At 46.9% G+C, this 26,493-nt stretch carries 27 protein-coding genes and 1 pseudogene; 10 read left to right on the top strand and 18 right to left on the bottom strand.

Features of this window, described 5'->3' with window-relative positions:
• Positions 1 to 20: 20 nt before the first annotated feature.
• The 3 genes from LEPBO_RS0108320 to LEPBO_RS0108310 all read right to left on the bottom strand — a co-directional run bounded on the left by LEPBO_RS0108320 (position 21) and on the right by LEPBO_RS0108310 (position 3,056).
• Positions 21 to 878 carry a metallophosphoesterase gene (locus LEPBO_RS0108320; RefSeq protein ID WP_017287093.1) on the bottom strand — a complete coding sequence of 286 codons (858 nt, stop codon included), beginning with the start codon at positions 876 to 878 and terminating at the stop codon, positions 21 to 23.
• Positions 879 to 951: 73 nt separating this feature from the next.
• Positions 952 to 2,445 (bottom strand): mercuric reductase, encoded by a 1,494-nt coding sequence (locus LEPBO_RS0108315; protein ID WP_017287092.1) that lies wholly within the window; start codon positions 2,443 to 2,445, stop codon positions 952 to 954.
• A complete protein-coding gene (locus LEPBO_RS0108310) occupies positions 2,442 to 3,056 on the bottom strand; it encodes a TVP38/TMEM64 family protein (protein ID WP_017287091.1) in 615 nt (204 codons plus the stop codon). The genes LEPBO_RS0108315 and LEPBO_RS0108310 overlap by 4 nt, the downstream gene beginning before the upstream one ends.
• 288 nt (positions 3,057 to 3,344) lie before the next feature.
• On the opposite strand from LEPBO_RS0108310, the gene LEPBO_RS0108305 reads away from it, so the two are divergent.
• Positions 3,345 to 4,061, top strand: a complete 717-nt coding sequence (locus LEPBO_RS0108305; RefSeq protein ID WP_017287089.1) for a biliverdin-producing heme oxygenase — start codon at positions 3,345 to 3,347, stop codon at positions 4,059 to 4,061.
• Positions 4,062 to 4,266: 205 nt separating this feature from the next.
• On the top strand, positions 4,267 to 5,310 hold the full coding sequence (cobW, locus tag LEPBO_RS0108295; RefSeq protein WP_017287087.1) for a cobalamin biosynthesis protein CobW: 1,044 nt from the start codon (positions 4,267 to 4,269) through the stop codon (positions 5,308 to 5,310).
• On the opposite strand, the gene LEPBO_RS0108290 is transcribed toward cobW, so the two are convergent.
• The gene (locus tag LEPBO_RS0108290; RefSeq protein ID WP_017287086.1) at positions 5,307 to 5,606 is read right to left on the bottom strand and encodes a Mo-dependent nitrogenase C-terminal domain-containing protein; all 300 of its coding nucleotides are present in this window, start codon (positions 5,604 to 5,606) and stop codon (positions 5,307 to 5,309) included. The two genes, cobW and LEPBO_RS0108290, sit on opposite strands and share 4 nt — an antisense overlap.
• Before the next feature lie 513 nt (positions 5,607 to 6,119).
• On the opposite strand from LEPBO_RS0108290, the gene LEPBO_RS0108280 reads away from it, so the two are divergent.
• Together LEPBO_RS0108280 and LEPBO_RS0108275 are read left to right on the top strand one after the other, a co-directional pair.
• The gene (locus tag LEPBO_RS0108280) at positions 6,120 to 6,959 is read left to right on the top strand and encodes a methyltransferase domain-containing protein (protein WP_017287085.1); all 840 of its coding nucleotides are present in this window, start codon (positions 6,120 to 6,122) and stop codon (positions 6,957 to 6,959) included.
• Positions 6,960 to 6,998: 39 nt separating this feature from the next.
• Positions 6,999 to 7,949, top strand: coding sequence for a homogentisate phytyltransferase (locus LEPBO_RS0108275; RefSeq protein WP_017287084.1), 951 nt, complete (start codon positions 6,999 to 7,001; stop codon positions 7,947 to 7,949).
• Here the strand turns inward: LEPBO_RS0108275 and LEPBO_RS45265 are convergent.
• Positions 7,936 to 7,980, bottom strand: a pseudogene (locus LEPBO_RS45265) (hypothetical protein); the annotation flags it as partial. The gene LEPBO_RS0108275 and the pseudogene LEPBO_RS45265 overlap by 14 nt on opposite strands.
• Positions 7,981 to 8,009: 29 nt before the next feature.
• Between LEPBO_RS45265 and cobA the strand changes: the two are divergent.
• Both cobA and LEPBO_RS44345 read left to right on the top strand, forming a co-directional pair.
• Complete coding sequence (cobA, locus tag LEPBO_RS44350; protein WP_394368077.1) at positions 8,010 to 8,663, top strand: uroporphyrinogen-III C-methyltransferase; 654 nt, start codon at positions 8,010 to 8,012, stop codon at positions 8,661 to 8,663.
• The gene (locus LEPBO_RS44345; protein WP_051077779.1) at positions 8,660 to 9,460 is read left to right on the top strand and encodes a uroporphyrinogen-III synthase; all 801 of its coding nucleotides are present in this window, start codon (positions 8,660 to 8,662) and stop codon (positions 9,458 to 9,460) included. Before cobA ends, LEPBO_RS44345 begins: the two co-directional genes overlap by 4 nt.
• 89 nt (positions 9,461 to 9,549) lie before the next feature.
• Here the strand turns inward: LEPBO_RS44345 and LEPBO_RS0108260 are convergent, their stop codons facing one another.
• From LEPBO_RS0108260 to LEPBO_RS40875, 4 genes are all read right to left on the bottom strand, one after another.
• Positions 9,550 to 10,473, bottom strand: a complete 924-nt coding sequence (locus tag LEPBO_RS0108260) for a hypothetical protein (protein WP_017287083.1) — start codon at positions 10,471 to 10,473, stop codon at positions 9,550 to 9,552.
• A gap of 185 nt (positions 10,474 to 10,658) precedes the next feature.
• The gene (locus LEPBO_RS36475; protein ID WP_017287082.1) at positions 10,659 to 11,702 is read right to left on the bottom strand and encodes a hypothetical protein; all 1,044 of its coding nucleotides are present in this window, start codon (positions 11,700 to 11,702) and stop codon (positions 10,659 to 10,661) included.
• Positions 11,703 to 11,827: 125 nt separating this feature from the next.
• Positions 11,828 to 12,502, bottom strand: coding sequence for an SGNH/GDSL hydrolase family protein (locus LEPBO_RS0108250; RefSeq protein WP_017287081.1), 675 nt, complete (start codon positions 12,500 to 12,502; stop codon positions 11,828 to 11,830).
• Positions 12,499 to 13,824 (bottom strand): glycoside hydrolase family 76 protein, encoded by a 1,326-nt coding sequence (locus tag LEPBO_RS40875; RefSeq protein ID WP_071596147.1) that lies wholly within the window; start codon positions 13,822 to 13,824, stop codon positions 12,499 to 12,501. The genes LEPBO_RS0108250 and LEPBO_RS40875 overlap by 4 nt, the downstream gene beginning before the upstream one ends.
• Positions 13,825 to 13,952: 128 nt before the next feature.
• Between LEPBO_RS40875 and LEPBO_RS0108240 the strand changes: the two genes are divergently transcribed.
• Positions 13,953 to 14,231, top strand: coding sequence for an HU family DNA-binding protein (locus LEPBO_RS0108240; RefSeq protein ID WP_017287079.1), 279 nt, complete (start codon positions 13,953 to 13,955; stop codon positions 14,229 to 14,231).
• 231 nt (positions 14,232 to 14,462) lie between these two features.
• Here LEPBO_RS0108240 and dpsA read toward each other — a convergent pair whose 3' ends face one another.
• On the bottom strand, positions 14,463 to 14,993 hold the full coding sequence (gene dpsA / locus LEPBO_RS0108235; protein WP_017287078.1) for a DNA starvation/stress protection protein DpsA: 531 nt from the start codon (positions 14,991 to 14,993) through the stop codon (positions 14,463 to 14,465).
• Between the two features lie 238 nt (positions 14,994 to 15,231).
• Here dpsA and LEPBO_RS44340 point away from each other — a divergent pair, with 238 nt between their 5' ends.
• Together LEPBO_RS44340 and LEPBO_RS0108225 are read left to right on the top strand one after the other, a co-directional pair.
• Complete coding sequence (locus LEPBO_RS44340) at positions 15,232 to 15,606, top strand: IS1 family transposase (protein WP_017287077.1); 375 nt, start codon at positions 15,232 to 15,234, stop codon at positions 15,604 to 15,606.
• On the top strand, positions 15,587 to 15,808 hold the full coding sequence (locus LEPBO_RS0108225) for an Asr1405/Asl0597 family protein (protein ID WP_017287076.1): 222 nt from the start codon (positions 15,587 to 15,589) through the stop codon (positions 15,806 to 15,808). The genes LEPBO_RS44340 and LEPBO_RS0108225 overlap by 20 nt, the downstream gene beginning before the upstream one ends.
• Here LEPBO_RS0108225 and dacB read toward each other — a convergent pair.
• The 4 genes from dacB to LEPBO_RS36455 form a co-directional block, all read right to left on the bottom strand.
• Positions 15,805 to 17,166, bottom strand: a complete 1,362-nt coding sequence (gene dacB / locus LEPBO_RS39865) for a D-alanyl-D-alanine carboxypeptidase/D-alanyl-D-alanine endopeptidase (protein WP_017287075.1) — start codon at positions 17,164 to 17,166, stop codon at positions 15,805 to 15,807. The genes LEPBO_RS0108225 and dacB overlap by 4 nt on opposite strands.
• Positions 17,167 to 17,278: 112 nt before the next feature.
• On the bottom strand, positions 17,279 to 18,238 hold the full coding sequence (nadA, locus tag LEPBO_RS0108215) for a quinolinate synthase NadA (protein ID WP_017287074.1): 960 nt from the start codon (positions 18,236 to 18,238) through the stop codon (positions 17,279 to 17,281).
• A gap of 124 nt (positions 18,239 to 18,362) precedes the next feature.
• Positions 18,363 to 19,676 carry a four-carbon acid sugar kinase family protein gene (locus LEPBO_RS0108210; protein WP_017287073.1) on the bottom strand — a complete coding sequence of 438 codons (1,314 nt, stop codon included), beginning with the start codon at positions 19,674 to 19,676 and terminating at the stop codon, positions 18,363 to 18,365.
• 55 nt (positions 19,677 to 19,731) lie between these two features.
• Complete coding sequence (locus LEPBO_RS36455) at positions 19,732 to 20,142, bottom strand: hypothetical protein (protein ID WP_017287072.1); 411 nt, start codon at positions 20,140 to 20,142, stop codon at positions 19,732 to 19,734.
• Between the two features lie 405 nt (positions 20,143 to 20,547).
• Here LEPBO_RS36455 and LEPBO_RS0108200 point away from each other — a divergent pair, with 405 nt between their 5' ends.
• Positions 20,548 to 20,982: a pentapeptide repeat-containing protein gene (locus LEPBO_RS0108200; RefSeq protein WP_017287071.1), complete on the top strand. Its 435-nt coding sequence runs from the start codon at positions 20,548 to 20,550 to the stop codon at positions 20,980 to 20,982.
• A gap of 113 nt (positions 20,983 to 21,095) precedes the next feature.
• Here the strand turns inward: LEPBO_RS0108200 and LEPBO_RS0108195 are convergent, their stop codons facing one another.
• From LEPBO_RS0108195 to LEPBO_RS0108180, 4 genes are all read right to left on the bottom strand, one after another.
• Positions 21,096 to 22,055, bottom strand: a complete 960-nt coding sequence (locus tag LEPBO_RS0108195) for a glycosyltransferase family 9 protein (protein ID WP_017287070.1) — start codon at positions 22,053 to 22,055, stop codon at positions 21,096 to 21,098.
• Between the two features lie 199 nt (positions 22,056 to 22,254).
• A complete protein-coding gene (gene metK, locus LEPBO_RS0108190) occupies positions 22,255 to 23,511 on the bottom strand; it encodes a methionine adenosyltransferase (protein WP_017287069.1) in 1,257 nt (418 codons plus the stop codon).
• 298 nt (positions 23,512 to 23,809) lie between these two features.
• Positions 23,810 to 24,535, bottom strand: coding sequence for a PP2C family protein-serine/threonine phosphatase (locus LEPBO_RS0108185; RefSeq protein ID WP_017287068.1), 726 nt, complete (start codon positions 24,533 to 24,535; stop codon positions 23,810 to 23,812).
• Between the two features lie 96 nt (positions 24,536 to 24,631).
• Positions 24,632 to 26,479: an ABC1 kinase family protein gene (locus LEPBO_RS0108180; RefSeq protein WP_017287067.1), complete on the bottom strand. Its 1,848-nt coding sequence runs from the start codon at positions 26,477 to 26,479 to the stop codon at positions 24,632 to 24,634.
• Between the last annotated feature and the right edge of the window lie 14 nt (positions 26,480 to 26,493).

Here is a 26,493-nt window from a genome sequence, read left to right as displayed (position 1 = left end):
CACGCAACCGAGGAAATTGATCAGCGTGGGGATGGAGAATCACAATCGCTAGCATTCAGCGTGATGATCGTCACTTCGGGAGGACAGAACAATCGACCTGGAAAGTAAGTTCCTAATCCACGATTGACATAAAGTCGATTCTTGCCAATGTGATGCAGTCCTTTGACCCATTCCCAATGTTTCATAACTCGGTAACAGGCAGCGAGAACTGGAATTCTGTACTTGATTTTCTTGGGAAGGATGCGATAGAGATAGGCGCAAAAGGCTGAAATATTGACAATGCCTGGAATGATGATTTGCCCACCGTGGCTATGTCCTGAAAGTTGCAGATCGACTCGCCATTTTTGTAGGGATTCGGCGCAGTCGGGATTGTGAGCGAGCACAATGCGCGGCAAGTCGGCAGGAAGTTGATCCATGACTTCGCTAGATTGTTTGTAGGCAGGCGACCAAAAGTCTGCGAGTCCAACTAGGGCAAGTTCTGATCCAACCGGATAAACGATTTCATTCCAGAGAATTTGGATATGAATGTTGGCTAGAGCATCAATGATAATTTGCTGACTATCGCGGCGATATAAGTCGTGATTGCCCAAAATGCCATAAATTCCTGATCTGGCTTTTAACTGTTTCAAATGATGGACAAGTTCATAAATCGGCTGCGGATCATCAGTCACAAAGTCGCCTGTGATGACGATGAAATCGGCTGCGGCTTGATTGGTAATCTCGATCGCTTGATTCAGAATTTTTTCAGATAATCGCTCTCCGTCAAAGTGCAGGTCAGAGAGTTGAACGAGTGTTGTCCCATGCAGGTGAGGGGGAAGGTTGTCGATCGTGAAATTTAGGGTTTCGACCTTAAGCGACTGGGTGAATAGGGGCTGCATATCATCTGGCTATAGCGCGCTCCTAGCTTAACAATTCTGAACCGATGTCAGCGGTGAAGCCTTCATGAACGCTTTAAGAAAATTTGGTGAGCAGTCCTAAGAGTTTTCGGCTAGTGGGAGTGAGCAGTTTTCGGCGGTAGGCATCTGCGGCTTTTTTGATCATTTCGGCTTGAGTGGGATAAGGATGAATGACCGTAGATAACGTGTTGAGTCCGCGTTTCCCGACGATCGCGGTTGTGATTTCGCTGATCATTTCTCCGGCATGACGCGCGACGATCGTGGCTCCAAGAATTTCGTCTGATCCTGTTCGATGCAGTAATTTGATGAAGCCGTTGGTTTCTCCATCGGCAATCGCACGATCGACCTTATCTAAGGTGATTTTAATCAGTTCAGCGTTATCGCTTTCGTAGATCCCGACATGCGCAATTTCGGGATCGGTGTAAGTGACCCAAGGCATGGTCAAACTGCTGAGTTTCGATCGACCAAACCCAAACGGTGAAAACAAAGCGTTTTTAATCACAATCCGCGCCGCAGCATCTGCCGCATGTGTGTATTTCCAATCCATACAGATGTCACCTGCTGCATAGATGCGCGGATTGGTCGTTTGCAGATAGTCGTTGACTTTGACACCTTTGCGATCGTAGTTCACCCCCACCGCTTCCAGATTCAATCCTTCTACATTCGGAGCGCGACCTGCACCCACAAGAATTTCATCGACGACAAAGCTCTCGCCGTTTGCATCGATCACTTTCCCATCAGGAGAAGATCTAACTTGATCAATGTTGCAGTTCAAGATCACGCGAATGCCTTCTTTGAGAAAAACTTGCTGAAGCAGTTCGGCAGCGTCAGGATCTTCTCGATCGAGTAACCGAGCATGTTTATGAAATAGCATCACTTCACAGCCTAAGCGCTGAAAGGTCTGTGCCAATTCACAGCCAATTGCACCGCCGCCAATCACAGCCAAGCGACGAGGACGATCGGTTAATGAAAAAACTGTTTCATTCGTCAAATATCCTGCTTCTGCTAATCCTGGAATTTCAGGGTCACGCGCCCGTGCTCCAGTCGCAATCACGGCTTTTTTGAAGTTGAGAATGCGATCGCTCACTTGAATGCGATCGCGATCCAAAAAGCTCGCTTCACCCAGAAAGACATCCACGCCTAATTTTTTAAATCGATCGGCTGAATCATTTTCACTGATGCCTGCTCGCAATTGACGCATTCGTTCCATCACAGCCGGAAAATCGACTTCAATCGTATCCGGAGGAATCACACCAAACGATCGAGCATCTCGCATCTCAGCCACGACTCTCGACGATCGAATCATGCATTTAGACGGAACACAGCCGACATTCAAGCAATCTCCGCCCATTAAATGTTTTTCGATCAGCGCCACTTTCAGTCCGATCCCCAGTCCGGCGGCTCCTGCTGCAACGACTAAACCTGCCGTTCCTGCGCCTAGAACCACCAAATCATAGCGATCGCTCGGTTGCGGATTCACCCAATCCGGCGGATGCACCCGCGAAACCAAGAGTTGATTGTGAACATCATCAGGAGAAATCAGGCTCATGAATCTTCGACCCCGCTATCTTGCAACGCTTTTCGCGCAATTCGTGTCACATAGACTGTTACGACTACTGTAGCGATTAGCCCAACTATCCGAAGTCCCCATTGCGCTAGTTGTGCTTCTGAACTCAAGGGTGCTTTGCCTAAAGTTGCTAGATTGCCCGCAAGCGAGCCGATGTAGACATACATGATGATTCCTGGAATCATGCCGAAACAGCCGAGCGCATAATCTTTTAATGAAACTTGGGTCACACCAAACGCATAATTTAATAACGTGAATGGAAATACGGGAGACAATCGGGTAAGGATAACAATTTTCAATCCTTCTTTTGCAACTGCTTGGTCGATCGCTTTCCACTTCGCATTGGCTTCAATGCGTTGAGATACCCAATCTCTCGCAACATATCGTCCGACTAGAAAAGCTGCGATCGCGCCTAAAGTCGCCCCAATTGCTACATAAAGTGAACCAAGAAAAAGTCCATAGACAAGCCCTGCCCCTAGCGTGAGCAGCGTTCCCGGAATCCAGAGAACAGCAGCGCACATGTAGAGCAGGATAAACACGATCGCGCCTGTCGCGCCAAGATTTTGAATCCAAGTCAGGGCATCTTGTAGCATTTACTAAAAAGTAGCATTTACTAAAAAATAGAGTGCTGAAATTAAAGTAACGTGAATCTCGTATCGAGGAGCAGCTTGCATCCGATGTAAGAATTTGTAATAAAAACGCTCATCAAAACGGATTACCTTAACAAATAGCGCAACATGATGATTTCTACGGTCACCATTAAGTTCTTGATTCAAAGCCTTACACAGCAATGGATACAAGCCCTTAAGCTAAAACTTGGGATCATCTGTAAAATGACACGTCAGCAGATCACTTAAATTTACAGTGTTGGGAAGTTTAGAATGAGCAGTAATTTAGCAACAAAACTTCGCGAAGGAACCAAGAAAGCTCACACGATGGCGGAAAACACCGGATTCATCGCGTGCTTTTTGAAAGGAACGGTTGAGAAAGAATCTTATCGCAAGCTCGTTGCAAACTTTTACTTTGTCTATTCGGCAATGGAAGAAGAGATGCGCCGACACAAAGATCATCCGATCTTGTCGAAAATCTACTTCCCAGAGCTTGAACGGAAAGAAACGCTAGAACAGGATCTTGCTTACTACTTCGGTAAGAACTGGCGCGATCAAGTCGCTCCGTCGGATGCCACTCAGTCCTATGTCGCTCGAATTCATCAAGTCGGACAAAGCAATCCTGAGTTGCTGATTGCTCACTCTTACACGCGCTATATTGGCGACTTGTCGGGTGGTCAAATTCTCAAGAAAATTGCTCAGAACGGCATGAATCTCACAGAAGGCGAAGGCACGAACTTCTATGAGTTCAAACATATCTCTGATGAGAAAGCCTTCAAGAAAGAGTATCGGGCACGTTTGGATTCGATGGATATTGATGAAGCAACTGCTGATCGAATTGTCGAAGAAGCAAACGATGCGTTTGGCATGAACATGCACATGTTCAAAGAGCTAGAAGGCAACCTGATCAAAGCAATTGGACAAGCATTGTTCAATGCGTTGACCCGCAGACGCGCACGCGGCAGCACAGAGTTGGCAACGGCTGAATAGGCTGAATAATTCGAGTCTTGAGATTAAATTCTCATTTTTTGAATCCTGGAGGCTTGGTGAAGAAACCCATCAAGTTTTCAGGATTCGTTGTTGGAATTGATATGATTAGCGCGATCGTGAAAGATTCCGCGTGATGCGAGAAGTCGGGATTTTGCAAACATCCAACTTCTGAGAATCTAAGCTTTAGACTAAATGGACTGAATTTATGGCTGCGAAGATTCCGGTTACTGTCATTACTGGCTTTTTAGGAAGTGGAAAGACTACGCTGATTCGTCACCTGTTACAAAATAATCAGGGACGGCGAATTGCTGTGTTGGTGAATGAGTTCGGGGAAATGGGAATCGATGGCGAACTTCTGAAATCTTGCCAGGTTTGCCCCGAAGACGAGACGACTAATGAGACGAGTAATATTGTCGAATTGACGAACGGCTGCCTCTGCTGCACAGTGCAAGAAGAGTTTTTGCCCACGATGTTGGAATTGCTCAAGCGCAGAGACAGTTTAGACTCGATCGTGATTGAAACCTCTGGCTTAGCTTTACCAAAACCGTTGATCAAAGCATTTCGCTGGCATGAGATTCGTAATGCAGCTACAGTCGATGGTGTGATCACCGTTGTCGATTGCGAAGCGGTTTCAACCGGAACGCTTGCGGCGGATTTGCAAGCGGTCGAAGCACAGCGACAAGCCGATCCCAATCTTGACCACGAAACGCCGCTGCAAGAATTGTTTGAAGATCAGCTAGCTTGCGCTGATTTAGTGATTTTAAATAAGACGGATCTCGTAGACCGTGAGGCTCAGGAGAATGTGCGATCGCTCGTCGAGCAGGAGCTTCCAAGAGCTGTCAAAATTGTGGAAAATGGGCGGGCAGGAGAGCTTGATCCAAACTTGCTTCTAGGGTTCAATGCGGCGGTAGAAGATCATTTAGAAGCGCGTCCGAGTCATCACGATACAGAAGAAGAACACGACCATGACGATGAGATTAACTCGACTCATTTAATTTTGGATCAAGCCTTTGATCCGGAACAGTTGCGATCGCGTTTAGAAAAACTCGTCCAGGAGCAGGAGATTTATCGAGTCAAAGGGTTCGTGGCAGTGCCAAATAAACCGATGCGGCTCGTCATGCAGGGGGTGGGTTCCAGGTTTGAGCATTTCTACGATCGACCGTGGCGATCTGATGAACGGAGACAAACTCGATTAGTCTTTATCGGTAAAGACCTCGATTCGACTCAATTAATCTCGAAGCTTGGTTAGACGACCATTTCGCCGCATTCATCGACTAAATAGCACAATGCTCGGAATCTTAGACCGACAAATTGGTCATACAGGGGATTCAATTTGCACATGGGAGGGATATGCGCGATCGTGCGTCCAAACAGCTTGATATCGCGTTCAAACGGGCATTGTGCTGGAATCAGCTTGCAGACGAAGTGAGCAGCTCTACGATCGTGGATTTGAATCGAGTCGAACCAGTTGCGGAGTGGTTGTAGGAAATCGAACTTTTGAGGTGGGCGAGCGATCAAGTTGGAGTCGAAATGGGTTTCAGACATAATTGACCTTCCAGACAAACGAGAGAGAGTAGCCATCAACAGAGAGAAGAAGAGAAGAACTTGTGTTTTCTCACTTACAAGATACACAAGCAGTCTTAGATTTCCGTGAACTTCAGAAGAGAGTTAGTTGAAGTGTTGATGAATTAACTCAGTGAATCAATTCTGCTTATTTCAGCTTCAACATACCCATATCTATGTATGAATCTCTCAACCTATGCATTAGATTTCGATCCGATTTTCTATCTCTTTTCTTTCAAGATATTCTTAATTAAAGCGATCCCCGAAAGCAGCGCACAGCATCCAACAGGGTAGTTTTTTCTTCACCCCCAAGCAAAAGTACTCCTGTTGGTATTCATCCTTAGACATAAACATAGGGCTACAGCATCAACTGTGCAAATTCGTATTTTTTATTACTATCTTCAATTCTCATAATCAATAGATTTTCTTAAGATTAAAATGCTCGAATTCTTATCAATCAATTTGATAGATTGAATACATTTCCTAGGGCTGTCTATGACTTCAACCTTATCTGAGCAAATCCAGCAGTTTTACGATGCGTCCTCTGGCTTATGGGAGCAAGTTTGGGGCGAGCACATGCATCACGGCTATTACGGCGCAGACGGCAAGACCCAAAAGGAGCGCAGACAGGCACAGATTGATCTGATCGAAGAATTACTGAAGTGGGCGGGGATCACAAAAGCAGAGAAAATCCTGGATGTCGGATGCGGCATCGGAGGAAGTTCGCTCTATTTGGCTGAAAAATTTGGAGCGGAAGCAACGGGAATCACCCTGAGTCCAGTGCAGGCAAATCGGGCAAAAGAACGATCGAGAGTGGCTCAGATTTCCGCCAATTTTCAAGTCGCTGATGCGCTGAATATGCCCTTCGAGGATAATTCCTTTGATTTAGTGTGGTCGCTGGAAAGCGGCGAACACATGCCGGATAAGCAGAAATTCTTAGCCGAATGCTATCGAGTGCTTAAACCGGGTGGGACGTTTATTATGGCAACTTGGTGTCATCGTCCGACGGATCAAGTGCCGCTGACGATCGACGATCGCAAACGGTTAGCTGAGATTTATCGCGTGTATTGCTTGCCGTATGTGATCTCATTGCCGGAATACACCGCGATCGCGCAAGAGATTGGACTGCAAGACATCCAAACCGCAGACTGGTCAACGGCTGTGGCTCCATTTTGGAATGTTGTGATCGATTCCGCTTTTACACCTGGTGCAATTTTTGGCTTGCTTACATCGGGCTGGACAACCATTCAAGCCGCGCTCTCGCTGGGATCAATGCAGCAAGGGTACAAACGCGGATTAATTAAATTTGGCTTGCTTTGCGGCAAGAAAGTTTAGAACCACGGTAGGGTTTAGGGGTCAAGATTCCAGAAAGTTATGAGTCGAACTTCTTACAAATCATCCAACAAGTCATCGAATAAATCATCGAATCTCGTTCAACGCTATGCCCCTTGGCTCTATGCTTTCTGGAAATTCTCGCGCCCTCATACAGTGATTGGAACGTCATTAAGTGTGTTGGGGCTATATCTGATCGTGCTTGCTGGCAATCGCGAATTATTGCTGCATCCGACCTTGTTGATCGCGCCTCTGATTGCCTGTCTGTGTGGCAATGTCTACATTGTGGGGTTGAACCAACTTGAAGATATCGAGATCGATCGCATTAATAAGCCGCATCTTCCCTTAGCTTCGGGCGAATTCTCAGTTCAGCAAGGGCGACTGCTGGTGGTACTGACAGGAATCATCGCGATCACAGTTGCCGCGTCCCAGAGTCCTTATTTGTTCGGAATGGTTGGGCTGAGTTTAGCGATCGGCACACTCTACTCTTTGCCGCCTGTGCGATTGAAGCGATTTCCGTTTTGGGCATCGCTGTGCATCTTTACGGTTAGAGGCATGATCGTGAATTTGGGATTGTTCTTGCATTTCAATCAGGGCTTTCCCATTCCCGCGAAAGTTTGGGCGTTGACCATCTTTATTTTGGTGTTTACGTTTGCGATCGCAATTTTCAAAGATATGCCAGATACAGAAGGCGATCGACGATACAACATTCGCACATTGACCTTGAGACTGGGACAGCGCCCGGTGTTCAATTTATCGCGGGCAGTTTTGACCGGGTGTTATCTATCGATTGTGGCGATCGCGCCTTTTTTACCGGGTGTCAATGCGCCTTTTTTGATGGTGAGCCATCTGATAGTATTAGCAACCTTGTGGTTTCGCAGCTACAAAATCGATCTACACGACAAAGTAGAAGTCGCTCGCTTTTATCAAGTCATTTGGAAGCTGTTTTTCTTAGAATATTTGATTTTTCCAGCCGCTTGTTTTCTGGGTTAAGCGATGTCAGGCAAAGTTTTTTTAGTGGGATCAGGACCCGGAGATATTGGAAATTTGACGATGCGAGCGTATCAGTTGCTCACTCAGGCTGAAGTTCTCGTTTACGATGCGTTGGTCGATTCGCAGTTTTTAGAGTTGGTGGCGGACACCTGTTTGAAGCTGAATGTTGGGAAGCGAGGGGGACAACCTAGCATGAAGCAGGAAGATATCGATCGCTTACTCGTTGAGCACTGTCAACAGGGCAAAAAAGTCGTTCGGCTCAAAAGTGGCGATCCGTTCATCTTTGGACGAACCACTTCGGAAATTCAAACGCTCAAAGCGGCAAATTGTGACTATGAAGTTGTTCCCGGTCTTTCCTCAGCTTTAGCCGCTCCGCTGTTCGCCCATATCCCCTTGACTGATCCGGTCTTAAGCCGTGGATTTACGGTGATTACAGCGCATGAACCTGAGCGATTAAACTGGCAAGTCTTGGCTCAAATTGACACGCTCGTGATCTTAATGGGAGGTAAACATTTACCACGAATTGTCGAAGAGCTACGTCGTCAGGGAAAATCAGAACAGACCCCGATCGCAATTATTCGGTGGGCTGGACATCCTGAACAAGAAATCTGGAGTAGTACACTCGATGAAATCCTGTCGCAGGTGACACCCCAGCGATTATCGCCTTGTGTGATCGTGATTGGGGAAGTCGTTCGACTGCGATCGTTTTTATGAATTTGCCTCTTTTTAACAAAACTATCATCGTCACCCGCGCCGCAGGACAGTCGAGTCAGTTCGCTTACTCGCTGCAAAACTATGGCGCAAGTGTGCTGGAAATGCCGACGATCGAGATTGTGCCTCCGTCGAGTTGGGCGGGATTAGATCAAGCGATCGCAAAAATAAACGAATTCGATTGGCTAATTCTGACTTCGACGAATGCAGTCGATTATTTCTTTGAGCGATTGGGTTCTCAACTTCAGGATGTCCGGGGACTGTCGGGCATTAAGATTGCCGTTGTGGGCGAGAAAACGGCTCAGCGATTGAGACAACGCGGATTGCAGCCAGATTTTATCCCGCCGGATTTTGTGGCGGATTCGATGGTGATCAATTTTCCAGTCTCGGTCGAAGGAAAGAAAATTTTGTTTCCGCGCGTTGAGACAGGCGGGCGGGATGTGCTCGTGCGTGCATTTAGCGATCGCGGGGCAATTGTCACAGAAGTTGCCGCCTATCAATCCACTTGTCCGAGAATTCCAGATGCCACTGCGATCGCGGCGATTCAAGCTCACAAAGTTGATATCGTTACCTTCGCGAGTTCTAAAACCGTCAAGCATTTCTGCGAATTGTTGCAAAAAGCGATCGGGGATAATTGGAGCCAACATTTAGAGAAAGTGCGGTTCGCGTCGATCGGTCCACAGACTTCTAAAACTTGTCGAGCCTTGTTAGGGCGCGTTGAGATTGAAGCCGAAGAATTTACTTTGGAAGGGTTAATTCAAGCAGTTGTGCGATCGGCAAGTCTGAAAATGGACACTTAAGCAAAGTTGATATCGGGGTATTGCTCCCTATTCAGCTAGTCCTCTTGCTTTAGCGTGGCGGGCGGTATACACTTCCCCGTCTATTCCTGCTAACCATTCCGTTTCGGTTTGATATGAGTCAATTTGACTCCTGACACGGCTCCATCTGCATTAAAAAGAAGTTCAGCTTTGCAGTAGGAGGCAGTGCGTGTAGTGTCATCAGGACAACTTTGCGAATGGGGTTGGTCAGATGTAGATGAAGTGAAGTCAACTGCTTTACCATCATTCAAGATTGCGAGATAACTGAAAGCAACTTCCTCTGTCACAGGTTGCTGGAACATCATTGTGTATTCTTCTGTCGATTCAGTGTCAATAAATTTCGTCGTCAGGCTGCCGTCTTTGAAAGCATAAACGCGAGTAGAGCAGGGAGCAGCCACCATACTGAGTCCACAATCGCGATTGATTTCTAGCACTTGTTGGAAGAAAGAAGAGCTAAAGTCTTGATAGATAAAGCGATCGTCATGGTTAACCAGACTCTCATCTTGCACAGCGACTTCCGAGACTTGATGGGTCATTTGGCTGCGCGGAAATTCGCAAGCTGTATCCCCACTCACGCAGCGATTCTCACTCTGCCCTTCAGGCGTGAGTGGATAGACCTGATTGACTTCGGGCAGAGGCGCTTTGCGATCGTCAAGAGCAGCTGGACTAGAGAAGTTGCCGTGATATTCGACAGCCGAGGTTTTTGGATCTTGAATTTTCAGAATTGCGGTTCCGTCTGCAGCGATCGTCATCGTTCCAACTGTTCTCATTCCATCTGAAACCGTGAAGTTTCGCGTTCTAGTGGCTGAACTGGAATCTTGCGCCTCAGAGACTGATGCAATCTGTGGCTGCCGAGGTGGAGTTGGTCCAGCTTGTACTTGGGGGACACTGGAGAGTGTCGAATTTTCACATCCAGACGTAACTAGTCCAATCGTTCCTGCTAGTGCAAGGGTCGCAACTCGCAAGGAACCCGTCCCGTAGTTTTTTGAGAACATACGATACAAATCTTGTAGAAGTTTATGACAAAGGCGACCACCCCGATAAAAACACCCTCGATTCTCCATCTTGTAATGTACGCGAGTTTTGTCCTTTTGGCTGCAGTTGATCGAGATAAACCCTATTGGCGCTTAGAAACTTCTTTCAATACGTCAATCCTTTAAGATCTGTTTAAAATAGATCGCTAAGCGTCGATGAATGAAGTCTGACACTTTTGCTCGATCGCGTTCAACACATCTGCTTCTGGCTGAGAAATTCCGCCTGTACTCTCTGCAATCCGACGACATTGAGCTAACAGAGGAGCGGCAAAATCGCAGTTCAGTTGATCCAACAAGCTAGCTAAAGGCTGAGGTGACTTTAAGTGAGCTGCGATCGTCTTCAATGAAGACGGTTCTAACTGCAATTGTTTTAACTCAGGCAAAATATCTTCCCAAGTTTTCTCTGGATAGCTCACTAAAAGCATATGTGCAAGGACTTGATCCACAATTGCTTGCTGAGCGATCGCGACATTGAGATAAGCTTCGCTCTGTTGCTGAATCGTCTTCAAGGTTTCGGTCTTGGGAACTTCAGAAGCCTCTTGGATCTGAGCTTCGTAGAATCGACTTGCAGCATAACCGACGGAATAGAGAATCGTCGCATTTGTACTGGCACCGATCGCGGCTCCAGCAAGCGGAACATTGCGTAAAAACTTCAAGCCTGCCTTCAATGCGTTGCCGCCACCGAGTGCGAGTCCAAAAATCGCTAACACTTCACCTTTTCGGGCTGTATCCCGCAGATTCAATCCATAGGCAGCAGCAATTTCATAGACTAAAGCAGTTTGTAGTGCCGTTGTTGCCGCGATATCAAGTGCGAGAAATGCCACAGCAAATCCAGGCAAAATGCTGGTCACTAAGCCCGTACCACCTGCTTGAATTGCTTTTTTCACCATCAATCGATGCGAGATTTGGCTCGGTGTTTCGTTCGGAAATTGTTGCTGAAGCTTTTTCACTTCTGCTTCCGCTTTTTCTAGGTTCACTTGACCTGTCAGCCCAAGTAACCACTCTAATCGCAAAACTCCTGCGAATCGTCTAACAATCGGATTTCTCAGTAAAGGAATCGTATCGACAAAATCTAAGGCATGTCCTAATCTCGGTAAAAAGCTCCGAATCAAACGCAAAGAGTGCTGCGCGATCGTACTTGGAAGCGCGAGCAAGTTTTTACCAGTTTTTTGAGAAGTGGGTTGTGCCATAAATCTAGATTGCAGAAGTTATTTTTAGTTTCTCCCTCCTGAAAAGCTTTTTCATCCTTCTGCATAGGTAAAATTCATTTCTGCTACATCCTTCTGCATAGGTAAAATTCATTTGTGAGATGGCGTTAGAGAGCTTTCTGAATCGCCGCTTCTGCAAGCGGAGCCATGATCTGATATCCAGCGTCATTCGGATGTAACCCATCGTCCGCAAGGTGCGATCGCAAATATCCTCGCTCATCCACCATCGAACTGTAGTAGTCCAGATAAATGAGATGATTTGTCTCACAATATTCAATGATCCACTGATTGAGCATTTGGATCTTGGTAAGAGGTCGAGTGATGGATCGTTCCTCGCTGACCGGAAGAATCGAAGCAAAGATGAGTCGGATCTGATGTGCCTTTGCGAGATCTGCGATCGACATAAAATTATTCTGAATTTGCTCGATCGTCATATGTCCCGTATTGCCTGCAATATCATTAGTTCCAGCAAGAAAAACAACAATTTTGGGATGTAGATTAATCACATCAGGACGAAATCGAACCAGCATTTGAGGAGTCGTTTGCCCGGAAATTCCACGATTGACATAAGACTGATCTGGAAAATACAGCGATAAATCCCACTGATCAGTAATGGAATCGCCAAAGAAAATCACTTCAGCCTGTTTGACATCGCGATTCGCTTGCTCATACCGTTGAAGCTGTGCCCAATCGGTCATGCGCTCTTTGATCAGCGACGTTTCCCAAACACTGAGTTCGATTCCAGCTTTGATCTGACGATAGAGTTGTTTAATCTGGTTCATTTCAACCTGCGCGATACATCGATCGATAATGCACCTACAGAAAGGGGATTTTGGCTGCCTTTACTCGAATTAAAAATCACGGAGATGGCATTATCACCTGCATTCAGCCAGACATTCTCAACGGTGACCGTTTGCCATTGATCCAATGCACCTGTTTTTGGGAAAAGTTGTCGATCGACCAAACTTTTTCCATTCACATACAGATATCTCACAGCACTTTCAGGCGAGGCGTACCGAAATTGCAAATCATACCGACCTGAGCAAGCGACTGAAACATTGAACTTTGTTGTATCAGCGCTCAATTTGGGTTGAATGCCTGTCCAAGTTGTTCTCAAGGCAATGGCTGCATTCAAAGCATCGACCGCGCTCGTTTGCCGTTTCGCATCGGCTTGATCAACATTTCCTGCCCAATCGAGTCCAAATTGACCGTTCTGATTGCGATTTGCCCAAATCGACTCTGCATTTCGAGTAATAAATTCTCGATAGCTCAGTTTTGGGCTGACTCGATACAACTCGGCTAAGTTCCGCATGAAGATGCCCTTAAATTGCGGTCCATCATTGCCACAATCATTGTTATCTTCGCAGGGTTCGCGTAAAATTCCGTTTCGGGCAAGTTTGACGATCGACGCATCGGCGATCGCTTCTGCCTGTTGCAACAATTCAGGGTCATTTGTCCCCCGATATAAATCGACGAGTCCCCCAATCAAAACTCCCTGATTGTAAGTCCAAGTCGTTTTGCCATTATTTCGACAAGTCTCGTAATCTAAACCATCATTCACCAGATTCTCAGCATTGATCATTCCGCTTTGCTGATACCATTTCCAAATCTTTTGCGACCATTCTAAATATCGTTTGTCTTCCGGTTCACGGAGATTCAATTTTGCTGCAACCGATAGCAATAATCCATTTGTGATTGCATTCTTGTAGTTCAATTCGCGCTTATGCCAGTAAAGCCCGCCCCCACAGACGTTATCCCAACCTTTCGTCATATCCCAAAAGATCAACTTAGCTTGATCTAAATACCGCTTTTCACCTGTGAGATCATAGGCTCTGATCCAAGCAATCGCCCACCAACCATCATCATCTCGAAACCAGGGATTAATAAAATTTGCGTAGCGCGGCTTTTGATAAAACGTATTGAAAATGTTGCCTCGATAGGTGAGTGAATCCGTTAATCTTGAATACTCGATCGTGGCTTCGAGTGCATTCGCCGCATTCCACCAATTTGCCGAGTCCCAAAGCCCCGTCCCGGCGTTGTAAAACATCTGCAATGCAGCCATGCCGGCTGCAATTCCTGGAGAGCATGTCGCTGGTACGATCATATACGGATATCCCTCAAACCCTTACGGTGTCTTATTGTGACGCAAATTTGCATAGTACGATTGAACTTTTGAAAATCTTGCACTACAATGCAGCGAACCAATGTAGGAATCATTGTGAGGACACGTAAATGAACAAAGGTGAATTAGTTGATGCGATCGCTCAAAAGGCGAGTGTCACCAAGAAAGAAGCTGATGCAATTCTCAGCGCAATGGTCGATACCATCCTTGAAACCGTGGCAAGCGGCGACAAAGTAACAATCGTCGGATTTGGCAGTTTTGAAGCGCGGGAACGTCAAGCCCGTGAAGGTCGTAACCCTGCAACAGGTGCTGCGATCCAAATTCCTGCAACTCGCGTTCCTGTGTTTGCCGCAGGTAAAGGCTTCAAAGATAAAGTTGCACCGCAATAATTCAATTCATAAAAATGAGCTGCTAGTTGGCTGTTGCTGCGCCGACTAGCAGCTTTTTTGTGACCAACTCTTGACACATATTATTGATTGGCTTATCTTCTTTATTGAGAAGAGATTTCAATAAACTGCTCAATTCAGATAAAAAGCCCCTTCTTTTGGGGAAGAGGCTGTGGGGTTCTTGCGTTTATTTTGAGAAAAATTACTCTAAGGAGGCTTAGACCACCCAGAAATCTATCGCTTCAAGCTATCCGGTGCTAGGAAGTGAGCAACATGGAATGCTCGATCTTCTGTTGCCAACAAAATCTTTTCTAGCAAAAAGCGCGTTGCGCGATCGCCGAGGCTTTCTGCTTGAGCAGCCTGACGACGCAGTAGGTCAATAATTGCCTGTTCTGCGACTAGATCGTGCTCCAACATCGATCGACAACTGTAGGCTCCATCCGGTTCTGGTGCAAAACAGCATAACTCAGCCAACTTTGAGAAGCTTGCGACTGGAACGCCGCCCAAGCCTTCGAGGCGCTCCCCAATTTCATGAGCATGGTCTTGCACAGCCTCATAGCTTGTTTCAAAAAACTCATGAAGCGAGTAAAACTCTGCACCTTCGACAACAAAATGATGCTTTTGATACTGCAAATACAGTGCTTGAAAACTTGCGAGCAAAGCATTCAAACCTTCGCAAACTGGCTCAGTTGTTGTGTGATCGAGTAGAACTGGGTTTTCAGCGATTTGACCAAATTGACGTATCAAAACTTGCGTGTTGGACATTTTATTCTCCTAATGATCTAGAGAGCTTAGCTGTAAAAACAAGACAGTTCAGAAACGCTGGAATGATATCTGTACAACCACTTTCTTCTACATAATTGGCGCATTTTCTATGAGAAATCAAGTGAAATTCTGTATGTTTTTATTCATTTCAAATCGCAATTGAGAAAAGATTTTATCTAGAAATTTTTCGTTTCATTCATATCAACTTCCTCCTAGAATGCTGCTGCACAAGTAAGTCATGAAATGCCCTAGCTGTGGCTCAACCCAGATTAATAAAAACGGGCACTGCCGAGGAAAACAGAACTATCGCTGTAAAAGCTGTGGTCGTCAATTTGTCGCAGCGCGATCGACCAAAGGATATTCCGACGATGCCAAGCAAATTTGTCTGAAAATGTATCGCGATGGCATCGGATTTAGAGCGATCGAGAGAACAACAGGAGTTAGCCACAACACCATTATTAATTGGGTAAAGCAGATGAATGCTCAAGAGCAATCCGAACCTGATCCCCCGGAGGCTGTATCCTTACAAAACTGTGCAAATTCGGAACTCCAGTCTTCGAGTCTTACTGAGAAAGATTTTTTTACGCAAAATTATGAATTTAAATCCTATTGAGATTAAAGGCGGTCATCGCTGGCAAATTTATCACCGGCTTTGCGAATTGGGGATCGCCTGTACCTGTAATGCTTATGAACCTTTGATTGTCAAAGTCGAGACTCCAATCGCGCTCGTGCAACTATGGAGCGTTGCAAAACACATCACAACGCCCCGTCAGACCCAAATCGCATGGCTCGAAACTTGCTGGAACTGTCGTTAACAATTCCGCAATCGTGTTAATGCCACTACTAAACTGTCAACCGAAGCGCGAACTGTCGAAGCAGAATAGCCAGAATTCACAATCACACTAAATACAACGGGAGAATAGCCTGGAGGCGTAACGTAACCTGAGAGTGACACCACACCAGAGATTGTTCCAGTTTTGGCAAAAACAATGCCGCGAGCGGGGGTATTTCGGAATCGACTACTTAAGGTTCCGCTCACGCCTGCAACAGCGAGCGATCGCCGAAATACGTCTGCGTTGGCTCCTTCAGCCATCGCTTGCAACGTTTGCACAAATGCCTCTGCACTGGCGCGATTACGATCGGCAAGTCCTGAACCATCGACCATACTATAGCGATTCGGATTGACTCCCAACTCAGACAGGATCGATCTAACAGCAGTGACTCCACTCGCGGTCGAATCCGATCCATTGGGGTCTTGCAACCGTCCCAACGTCTTTAAAATCGCTTCTGCATATGCATTATCGCTTTCCTGATTGGTTTCAAAAATCAGGCGTGAGAGCGGGGGGGAAATGACCGATGCGAGTTCTACTTCTCCAGGAGGTGCAGGAGTCCGTTTCACCAGCGTTGAACCTTTGACCTGAATCCCGGCATTGGCTAATCGGTTCCGAAACTCACCGACAAAGTAATTGCCAGGATTGGGGACTGCGCCAGTGTAAATATTATTCTGATTCAACATCAAACTGTTGACAGGCGGTGCATAACCTTGTCCTCGATCTTCTTGATCCCAGTAAGGATTAAAATCAGCCCCTCTAAAAACCGTGTCATCTCCAATCAGTAACCCAACTTGTCGAATCCCTTTTTGGCGAAGTTGCTGCGTCAGCGAGTTTAACTGTGCCGAACTGAAACTTGGATCTCCTTGACCGATGACTCGCAAGGTTGCAAGCTCTGAAGTATTGCTATTGCCGAAAACAGGAGTCCGGAGCTGGTACTGCGCACCCAGCCGAGTCAGAGCAGCAGCGGTTGTGAACAGCTTGTTATTAGAAGCGGGAACAAGCTGAGTGAAAGGATTGCGAGAATAAAGATTTTGCCGTGTGCCTCGTGGAGCTTGAGTTTGAACTAAAACGCTCCAACTGGCTGGAAGCTGATTGACAATACGATCGAGCGTTCCTCCCAATTGAGCCGGACAGATGCCTCCATTGGTGGGAGCGGGTGTTGTGGGTCGAGGCGTGACAGGCAGCGGTGTCGTGCGAGGTGGAATAGGGAGCGGTGTCGCGCGCGGCAGCGGGGTGAGCGGCGGCGGAAATAGCGGTGTTTGGGCGCGGACGGGAGCAAAAAGGCTTTCAGACGCGATCGACAATGCCAGTGTTGCACAAACCAGAGGAGCCAGCTTCATAGGAGCGATTTCCGGGTATGAATATTCATCGGCATTGACTACTGTACCGATGGATTTGTTGCCCAATTTTTGATTGTTTGCAATCCGAAATCGAGCAACAAATCGCTGAATATTATACGCTCATCGCCAGCATTTTCTGAATTGGACGCAATGCTGCAATCCGAGTCGATTCGGGCAGGGTGATCTCTGGCGTTTTAGTTTTCATTGCCAAATACAATTTTTCCAAAGTATTCAATCGCATGTGGGGGCATTCATTACACGCGCATTGATTCAAGGGAGGAGCCGGAATAAATTGCTTATCGGGTGCAGCTTTCTGCATTTGGTGGATAATGCCGGGTTCAGTTACCACGATGAAAGATTGTCGATCGCTCTTTTGACAATAGTTCAGCAAGGCTGTGGTTGAACCGATGTAGTCAGCGTGACGCAGCACCACTTCCTCACATTCTGGATGTGCAATTACTTCTGCATCCGGATACTGAATTTTCAACTGCACCATTTTCTTCTCAGAAAACGTTTCATGTACCATGCAGCTTCCCTGCCATAGCACCATATCTCGCCCAGTTTGCTCGATCACGTATTTTCCAAGATTACGATCGGGTGCGAAAATAATCGGCTGATCGGCTGGAATCTGATTCACAATCTTGACCGCGTTGGCACTGGTGCAGATGATGTCACTCATTGCTTTGATGTCTGCGGTGCAATTTATGTAGGAAATTACCAAATGATCAGGATATTTTGCCTTGAATTTAGCAAACTCATCGGGCGGACAGCTATCTGCTAAGGAACATCCTGCATTCAAATCGGGCAGCAAAACGAGCTTATCTGGATTGAGAATTTTCGCGGTTTCTGCCATGAAGTGAACGCCTGCAAATACAATCACATCCGCATCAGTCTGAGCAGCTTGCTGCGATAAACCTAGCGAATCGCCGAGATAATCAGCGATATCCTGAATATCTGGATCTTGATAGTAATGCGCCAAAATTACCGCATTCAATTCACGTTTGAGATCTGCGATCGCGCTAAATAAGTCGCGGGGCAGAGCAGTTTTAACAGGAGCAGCAGTCGTAAACATGCGCGATCGTCGGTTAGAGAGTTGAGTTAATTATAGTCTAAACTACCAAAAATAAAAGCGCCATTTCGGATTAATTTACCAAGAAGTGGGGAGTAAGGAATGAAAACTCCCTACTCCCCACTCCCTACTTCCCACTCAACCGCCGATAAACCGTCGCCAATGCCGTCTCATCTCCCACATTCCCCGGAAACAGCACGACAGGTAGATTCGGAAACTGAGGATGATCTGAATCCGTTCTGACCATCGAAACTCCTGCTAAAACTTGTCCTAAAAGTCTTGCAGTTCTTAAAGCTAATCCCTTACTCAAAGTGTCATTTGAAGTAATGCCACCTTTACTAATCAAAAAACCGATATCCGCAGGCAAATGCTGCAAAATATCCATCAATAATCCAGAAACCGATTCCCCAAAATTCAGCCGAGTCTGAGCATCATCAAAAGTTAGCTCTGTCCGACTCGTATACACGACAGGTGTGTTTCCAGCATTGTGAATCTCATTAATTTTCTCAACGGCATCATTGAGCAAAGCATCGTGAGCATCATTCGACCCGACTAACTGCCCCACTTCAATTTCCACTCCAACTGTCCCCGGAGCTTCTAACAATTTCTGCAATTGCTCGGTCGTTTTCTTCACATGCGACCCAACAATTACCGCACCAGGCTTCCCATCCCGCACATACTTCGCCATTTCTGCCTGTGCGATCGGTTGCGCTCCCAAATTCGCGAGCGACGTTAACAAACTCGCTGCACTCCGAAATAAAAATCGTTTCCCTTCAGATGCCACAGCCAATACATCTGACGCAAACCGATCCATATCCCATTGCGTTTCAGAGTCTACAACGCAGCATTGATTATTTTGTAACTTATCTAATCGCGCTTGAATTCCCGATCGAATATCCGCAAGCAAAAACCGCTCAACTTGATCGGCTCGAATTCGCCCGTGGGTCTTCTCTTCAACGTAATCGGGCAAATAGCTATGCTTGTATCCAAAAACGGAATCCTTCGCAAATTCAGTTTCATGAACAGGTGTATCCACTCCATTCACTTTCAAATAATGAATACTATCGCGAGTCGTTCTCCCCCCTTCAAAAAAGGCTGGAACTAAGAAATGAGCATCAAATGGACCAAGTTCCTCTGCGATCGCATCAGTTTCAATCGGATAATGTCCTCGCAACGTCGAATCTGATCGACTCACGACTAGGAAATCCTCAATTCCGGTTTGAGCGATCGCCGTCTTTAAATTTCGACAGACTTCCTGCGTAATCGACTGAGCCGCTTCAGGAGTCAGCGATCGCGTGTTCGTCAAAACAAAAAAAATCGGTGCATCGTCTTGCAAACCGAACCGTAGGGTTTCTACATCCCACTGCATCAGAAGCAAACAACTATGCACCGTCTGAGATCCAGTTGGATCATCATCAAGAACAATAATTTTAGGTTGCATATTCCTGACTCCTGGGCATTTACAACGCTCAATCTATCAGGAAAAGCGCCCTATTCTACTTTTTAATGTCCTTCGCCATCTTGAGGAACATGTCCATGTCTGATCCAGCCGTGCGCCGAGAAGTACTCTCAGCGGTCTTGCTCTCGGCAGGACTGCTTTCAACGATCGGAGCCGCATTCGTTTCAGGCTTGCCATTGACGATGCGATCCATTGCCGAAAGCTCTTGAATAAACTCTTTCTCTTCTGGGCTGTCCACAGTTTTTGGGAAAGTCCGTCTGATTTTCTTCGAGGTCTTCATGTATTCCAAGTTGCCAAACGTTTGCGCTTCATTGGAATCTAAAAAGAAAGCACCGCCTTCTTTCTCAGGACGAACAGCCTTCTCTCGCTTCGGGCGCTCTACAGGTGCGGATGCTTCAGCTTCATTCGATGTTGGTTTTGAAAAGAACCCACGGATAAACCCGGTCATGAGATGTCTTCGCCTCTAACTTTTACATTACTTAAAGTTGATTTTACCAAACTTAATATCTGTTTAGTGTTACAAGCATGGCAATTCTCAATCCATCCACTTGCCTTCGAGAAAAACGAGTGAACTAAATTGTCCGAATTGTGAGGATAAGTTGAGAAATTCCCCGAAGGACAGGAAAATTTGGCAGAATTAAGGCAGATAGAGCTTCTTAGGCAGTTCAAGAACTTCAATCCAGCCAGTGCAAATTCGCTGCATTGCACTTTAGGCGAACTTCAATGAGACAAGATTCCTATCGATCGAGGGAGACGTTCTGGAATCCGATTTCATAGTCTTGAAGTTATTGATATAACTCTGCACGAACTCGATTTATAAAACTGCTCTTACGGATTCTGGGAGGATATGGCTATGTTTGCAAAAGTTGGCATCGCTTTAGCTTGTGCGACTGCTCTGTCGATCGCGGCTCCAATCCGAGCAGAAAATCCACAACATGTCCAACGACTGATTCAAACGGGTGCATGTTCCGGGTGTGATCTGACAGGTGCAGATTTAAAAGAACTGCATGCCTTAGGCGCTGATCTCCGAGATGCAGACCTCACAGGCGCAAATCTCACAGGTGCAAATCTCGAAGGTGCAGATCTCACGGGTGCGATTCTCAAAGATACAAATCTGAGCGGGATTAACCTGACGAATGCATCGCTCGATCGTGCAAATTTAACCAATGCCAACTTATCAAGCGCGCGTCTCTACAATGCAGAAACATTCGGCGCAATCCTGACAGGCATCAACATTCAGAACGCTGAAGTCTACGGCAGTGGCATTGCAGCAGGCGGCGAATACTAATCAGTTCACCAGAATGCCCTAATCAGAACTGAGGATATTTGAGCCAAATCTTCTCAATTCGCTGCGATTCGGCTCAGTTTAACGCTCCAGACGCTGCTAACCGAGCGAACGTTCTATCCTCCCCAAACGCGATCGAGAACCATCTGCGGGGCAATGTCTGCCATCTTTCCAGTCGGCGACTTGATGCCCAAAACGCGATCGCTCTTTGGCAAAATCTTCGCAGGTTCCGTTTCGCCGAGTAATGCCAAGGTAAACGTCTGAGCCGCGATCGCCGCATACATAGGTGCGCCATCAGTAGTAAGAACTAGACTGGCTCCAGCGGTCATGGCGACCAGTTGCCCCATATTTTCAGGTGCAGAAGTTTTGGTTCCAGGACACAGTTTGATCAATTCAGCGACCAGTGCTGCATTCTCTTCATCTGCGATGAGAACAAGCGGGAGCTCCGGCTGCTTTTGCTTGAAATCTGCAATGATTTTTTGCCAATTCTCGATCGGATAAGACTTCAAACGTCCCTTCTTCTGTGTATCCGCACCTGAATACATCAGAACATAACCGCCATCTTGCAGTCCTAGCCGCTTGCGCTCTGCATCTGCCCATTCCAAGTCTTTCGTTGGCACACTGACTGCAAGTTCGCCTAACGGTTTATCAATCTTTAATCCCTTCAAAATGTCGTGATAGACTGCGGCTTCATATTGCTCCGGTCTAAACTCGACTGCCTGAGTCAGAAATCTCTCTGTGGCTGAACTTCTACTAAATCCAATTCGGGTTGGAATGCCGCTGAGCCATAAGAGAAATCCAGTGCCCCAACCTGGGCTAAGAGAAAGCGCGATATCGTATTCGCGATCGCGCAACACCCCGAGCAAATTTCCCCAATCTGCCAAACTATTGCTGCCACTAAAATCGAACAAAATTGTGTCGCTGACTGATTTAGAGACGCGATACGCTGCCTTTGCCCTTGGCTCCACGACCACATCGATTTGGGCATCAGGATAAGTCGCCTTCAAATCATCCAGCGTTGGAAAAAATAGGATTTGATCGCCAATGCCGCCAGGCACTAGGGCAAGAATTCTCATAAGACAGTTATTGTAAGGCTGCATTCCGCCCTTAATTCTACGGGAAGAAATCGTTCAAAGAAAGAACGAAATTCAGCTTAATTGTATTTCTGAGCGAAATCGATTGAATGTGTCTCAGGAAACAGGAACTCAATCATAAAAAAGCCTCTAGAAGAACGAGAGTCTCACTAGAGGCTAAAGGGGATGAGAAGGCTAAATCTTAGCCAACTGCGGTCATCGATAATGCAGCTTCTTTCAAGACAGCCGCTTTATCGGTTTGCTCCCAAGGAAGCTCTAAGTCAGGACGACCAAAGTGACCATAAGCTGCGACATCTTGATAGAAACGACCATCGCGATCGCCCGGTGCAGTCCGTAATCCAAAGGTCTGAATGATTCCGGCAGGACGCAACTCAAAATGAGTCTTCACCAATTCCAGCAAGACTTCTTCGCTGACTTTGCCTGTGCCAAAGGTTTCGATCATGATGCTCACCGGACGAGCAACCCCGATCGCATAACTCAATTGCACTTCACATTTCTCAGCCAAGCCTGCTGCCACAATGTTTTTCGCGGCATAGCGGGCAGCATATGCTGCACTCCGGTCAACCTTTGTGGGGTCTTTTCCAGAGAAAGCACCGCCACCGTGACGAGAATAGCCACCGTAAGTATCGACAATGATTTTCCGTCCGGTTAAACCAGAGTCGCCTTGAGGACCACCAATGACAAATTTCCCAGTCGGGTTGACCAAGAAGCGAGTTTCACTATCAGGTTTGATGTCGATATCTGCAAAACAAGGCTCAACTACCAATGCCCAAAGATCGGTTTTGATGCGCTCTTGGATTGCAGCTTCGTCGGTAACGCCATCGATCTCTGCAGTGTGCTGTGTCGAAACGAGGATCGTGTCAATTCCAACCGGGCGATCGTCTTCGTAAGCGATCGTCACTTGCGTCTTACCATCTGGACGCAGATAAGGGAGTTGACCTGTCTTGCGAACCGCTGCGAGCTTCCGGGAAATCCGGTGCGCTAAGCTAATCGGCAATGGCATCAGTTCGGGAGTTTCGTTGCAGGCAAACCCGAACATAATCCCTTGATCACCAGCCCCGATCGCATCGAGTGCTTCTTGGCTGAGTTCTTCACGGCTTTCTTGAGCGGTATCAACGCCTTGAGCAATGTCAGGAGACTGCTCGTCGAGGGCAATCATCACCGCACAGCTATTTGCACTAAAACCGTTTTCTGCGCCAGTGTAACCAATCTCAGCGATTTTCTTGCGGGCAAGGTCAATGTAGTTGACGTTCGCTTTGGTGGTAATTTCACCAGTGATCAATACAAGTCCAGTATTTACAACTACTTCAGCGGCAACTCGGCTACTTGGATCTTGGCTGAGAATTGCATCTAAAATCGTGTCAGAAATCTGGTCACAAATCTTGTCGGGATGTCCTTCAGTGACGGACTCGGAAGTGAAAAAATAACGACGGGTCAAGGGTGGTTTCCTCTCTCGCTTAAGGGTCTAGTACTTTAGAAGTCAGTACAGTTGCGGAAATTACACCACTTAGTTCTCAAACAATAGCCGAAGCAATTGCTTGGAAGAGCCAAGTGGATCGGAACCGTTCTAATCTACGTGCAAGCATCCTAGCAATATCACGTAAAAAGGTCTATCTTCAAACTACATCTTCATGTAGTCTTTGAAATCCTGCACGATTGTTACTCATATTATGGTCTATTTCTGTTTTTCCGGATCCGTAGAGCGATCCCCAGGAAAATGTTGAATTTTGTCCTGACTACGGAACGGCAACAATTACAACTGTGATATTGTCTCGCCCACCGCGATCTTTTGCTGCATTGATTAAAGCGGTTGCTGCTTTTTCACAAGCTCGAATCGTTTTTAAATGGGTTGCGATGAGCTGGTCTGATAATTCTTCCGTCAGTCCATCACTACAAAGCAGTAAGCGATCGCCGGATTGCACCGAAAGCGATTGAATTTCTACAAATTCCAAGTCTGGGCGACCTAAGCATTGCGCTAAAACATGTCGCATCGGATGAACCCTCGCTTGATCAGGCGTGAGTTCGCCGAGCCGCATCGCTCGTGCAACCCAGGTGTGATCTTCAGTAATTTGATCGAGCTTGGCTCCGCGCAGCCTATAAAGGCGCGAATCTCCAATGTGAGTACAGAGCGGTTCTTCATCTCGGAAAATGACAACAACAGCGGTCGTGCCCATATCCGATCGCTCTGGATGCAACCGCTGATCTTTGAGGATGGCTTGATTCGCTTCTAAAACGGCTTGACGGAGAAGAGTTGCAGAATCGAGGTCAGTCTCCCACTGCTGAGCAAGAAATGCTTGCATCGTCTCGATCGCGATTCGACTGGCTTCTTGCCCACCTGCATGTCCACCCATGCCATCCGCCACGATGAAGAATCGCTCTTCTGGATCGACATAGTAAGCATCTTGGTTAACTGATCGGATTAATCCCGTGTCAGTCATCCCGGCAGTGAAAAAGCGTTTCATGAGTTCTCAAGCGCGAGGGTAGAAGACAGTTAAAGCGGCAGTCAATCTGCTGCTCTCATTCAATTATTCACATCTCGCCCTAAATCACACCAAAATTTAAGGCATTCGATCAAATCGATCGAGTTTCATCATTAATCGAATCAGGGCAATGCCGCTAACTACAGCTGCAACCGCAACAATTCCGGCAATCCAATAGAGATGATTGACCAATAAAATTGTGGCAGATACGGTGAAAGCGCTAGCGAGCAAGGTATAGTTTGTGCCCATATTCACACCGCTGATCCGCCGTAAGATGCGATCAGTTTCGGTCGATCGCACCCGGACTCGGATATCACCGCGCTCTAATTTATCGAGAGTATCTTCGATGCGACGAGGTAGCCCAAAAGCAGTCGTGCCAACTTGTGCGGCTTGACGGCTCAACTCGTTTAAGAGTCCACCATCGGGAGAATTTCCATTGGTCATAAGCTGCATTGCAAACGGTTTTGCAACCTCCATAAAGTTAAAGTCTGGATCTAAACCTTTTCCGACCCCTTCTAAGGTTGAGAACGCTCGCATGACAAAGGTAAACGTTGCGGGGAATCGGAAGGGTTGATCGTAAGCGATCTCATACAAGTCGTCGCTAATGGCTCCCACGGATTGTTCTTCAAACGGTTTGTCCATGAAATGATCGAGCATGAACTGCACCGATCTCCGAATGGGTCCCATATCGTCTGCTGGAGAAAGCGCGCCCAGTTCGATGAGAGATTTGACCACGCGATCGCCATCTTTTTGAGCGATTCCAAAGAATGTATCGAGCAATTTCTCGCGCGTGACAGGCTTAATTTGCCCCATCATGCCGAAATCATAGAAAATCAGCCCCCCGTCTGGATTGACTGCAATATTTCCAGGATGAGGATCTGCGTGAAAAAAGCCGTCATTCAGCAATTGGTGGAGATACGCTTTAGCTCCTAATTGCGCCAGTTCTTTGCGATCGAGTCCCGCAGCTTCAAGCGCGTCATAATGGCTGATCTTAATGCCTGGCATATATTCCAGGGTTAGAACTCGCGGAGAGGCATATCGCCAGTAGACTCTAGGGACATGCACCCAATCCTCTCCTCGAAAATTCCGACGAAATGAGTCTGCGTTGCGTCCTTCGTTGAGATAATCGACTTCTTCCCACAGGATCTTGCAGCACTCTTCGTAAATTCCTAACCAATCGCGCCCTTTTCCCCATTCTGGATGGTTTTGAAAATAACGTGTAATTCCTTTGAGAATTTGCAAATCAATTTCAAACAGCTTCCGCAAGCCTGGACGCTGCACTTTGACGACCACTTCTTCACCTGAATGAAGCTGCGCGCGGTGAACTTGTCCCAGACTTGCAGCAGCGAGGGGAATGGGGTCAAAACTCCGATACAGTTCTTCGATCGATTTGCCCAAATCCTGCTGAATAATCGTGGCAACCTGCTCGTAACTAAAAGCAGGCACACGATCCTGAAGTTTAGAAAGCTCCTCGACAAATTCGGCGGCAAACAAGTCTGCACGCGTTGAGAATAACTGCCCAATTTTGATAAACGTTGGACCTAAATCGAGCAGCGTTTCTCGAATCCAGATCGCCAAAGCTTGCCGCCGCGCCGCTTTCTTGGCATCACTAACCCCGCCTCGGTAGCTCCAAGACTTGGTGTAGAGCCATCTTGCTCCCATCAGTTTCAGCACAAATGCCCAGATGTCGATAAAGCGCCGTTGTCGCGAATATTTTTCGCGATTCCAACGGTAGGCTTTGCCGGAATACGAGACTTCTGGGGGTTTGCGACGACGGGGAAGCGACTCAGGAATGCGGTGATCGGCAGAAGACAAGGCTTTTAGCTCAGTAACGTCAGACAGATTAGGGCGATCGCGCTGCTCGGATTGCTCAGGCGTGACTGGCTCTACCGAAGGCGAACTGGAGTCATTTGAAGAAACAGACACGCAATTTCTCAACT

The sequence above is a fragment of the Leptolyngbya boryana PCC 6306 genome (assembly GCF_000353285.1).
GTDB lineage: Bacteria > Cyanobacteriota > Cyanobacteriia > Leptolyngbyales > Leptolyngbyaceae > Leptolyngbya > Leptolyngbya boryana.
Note: the sequence above shows the minus strand (reverse complement) of the source record. Positions and strands in the feature narration are given on the sequence as shown.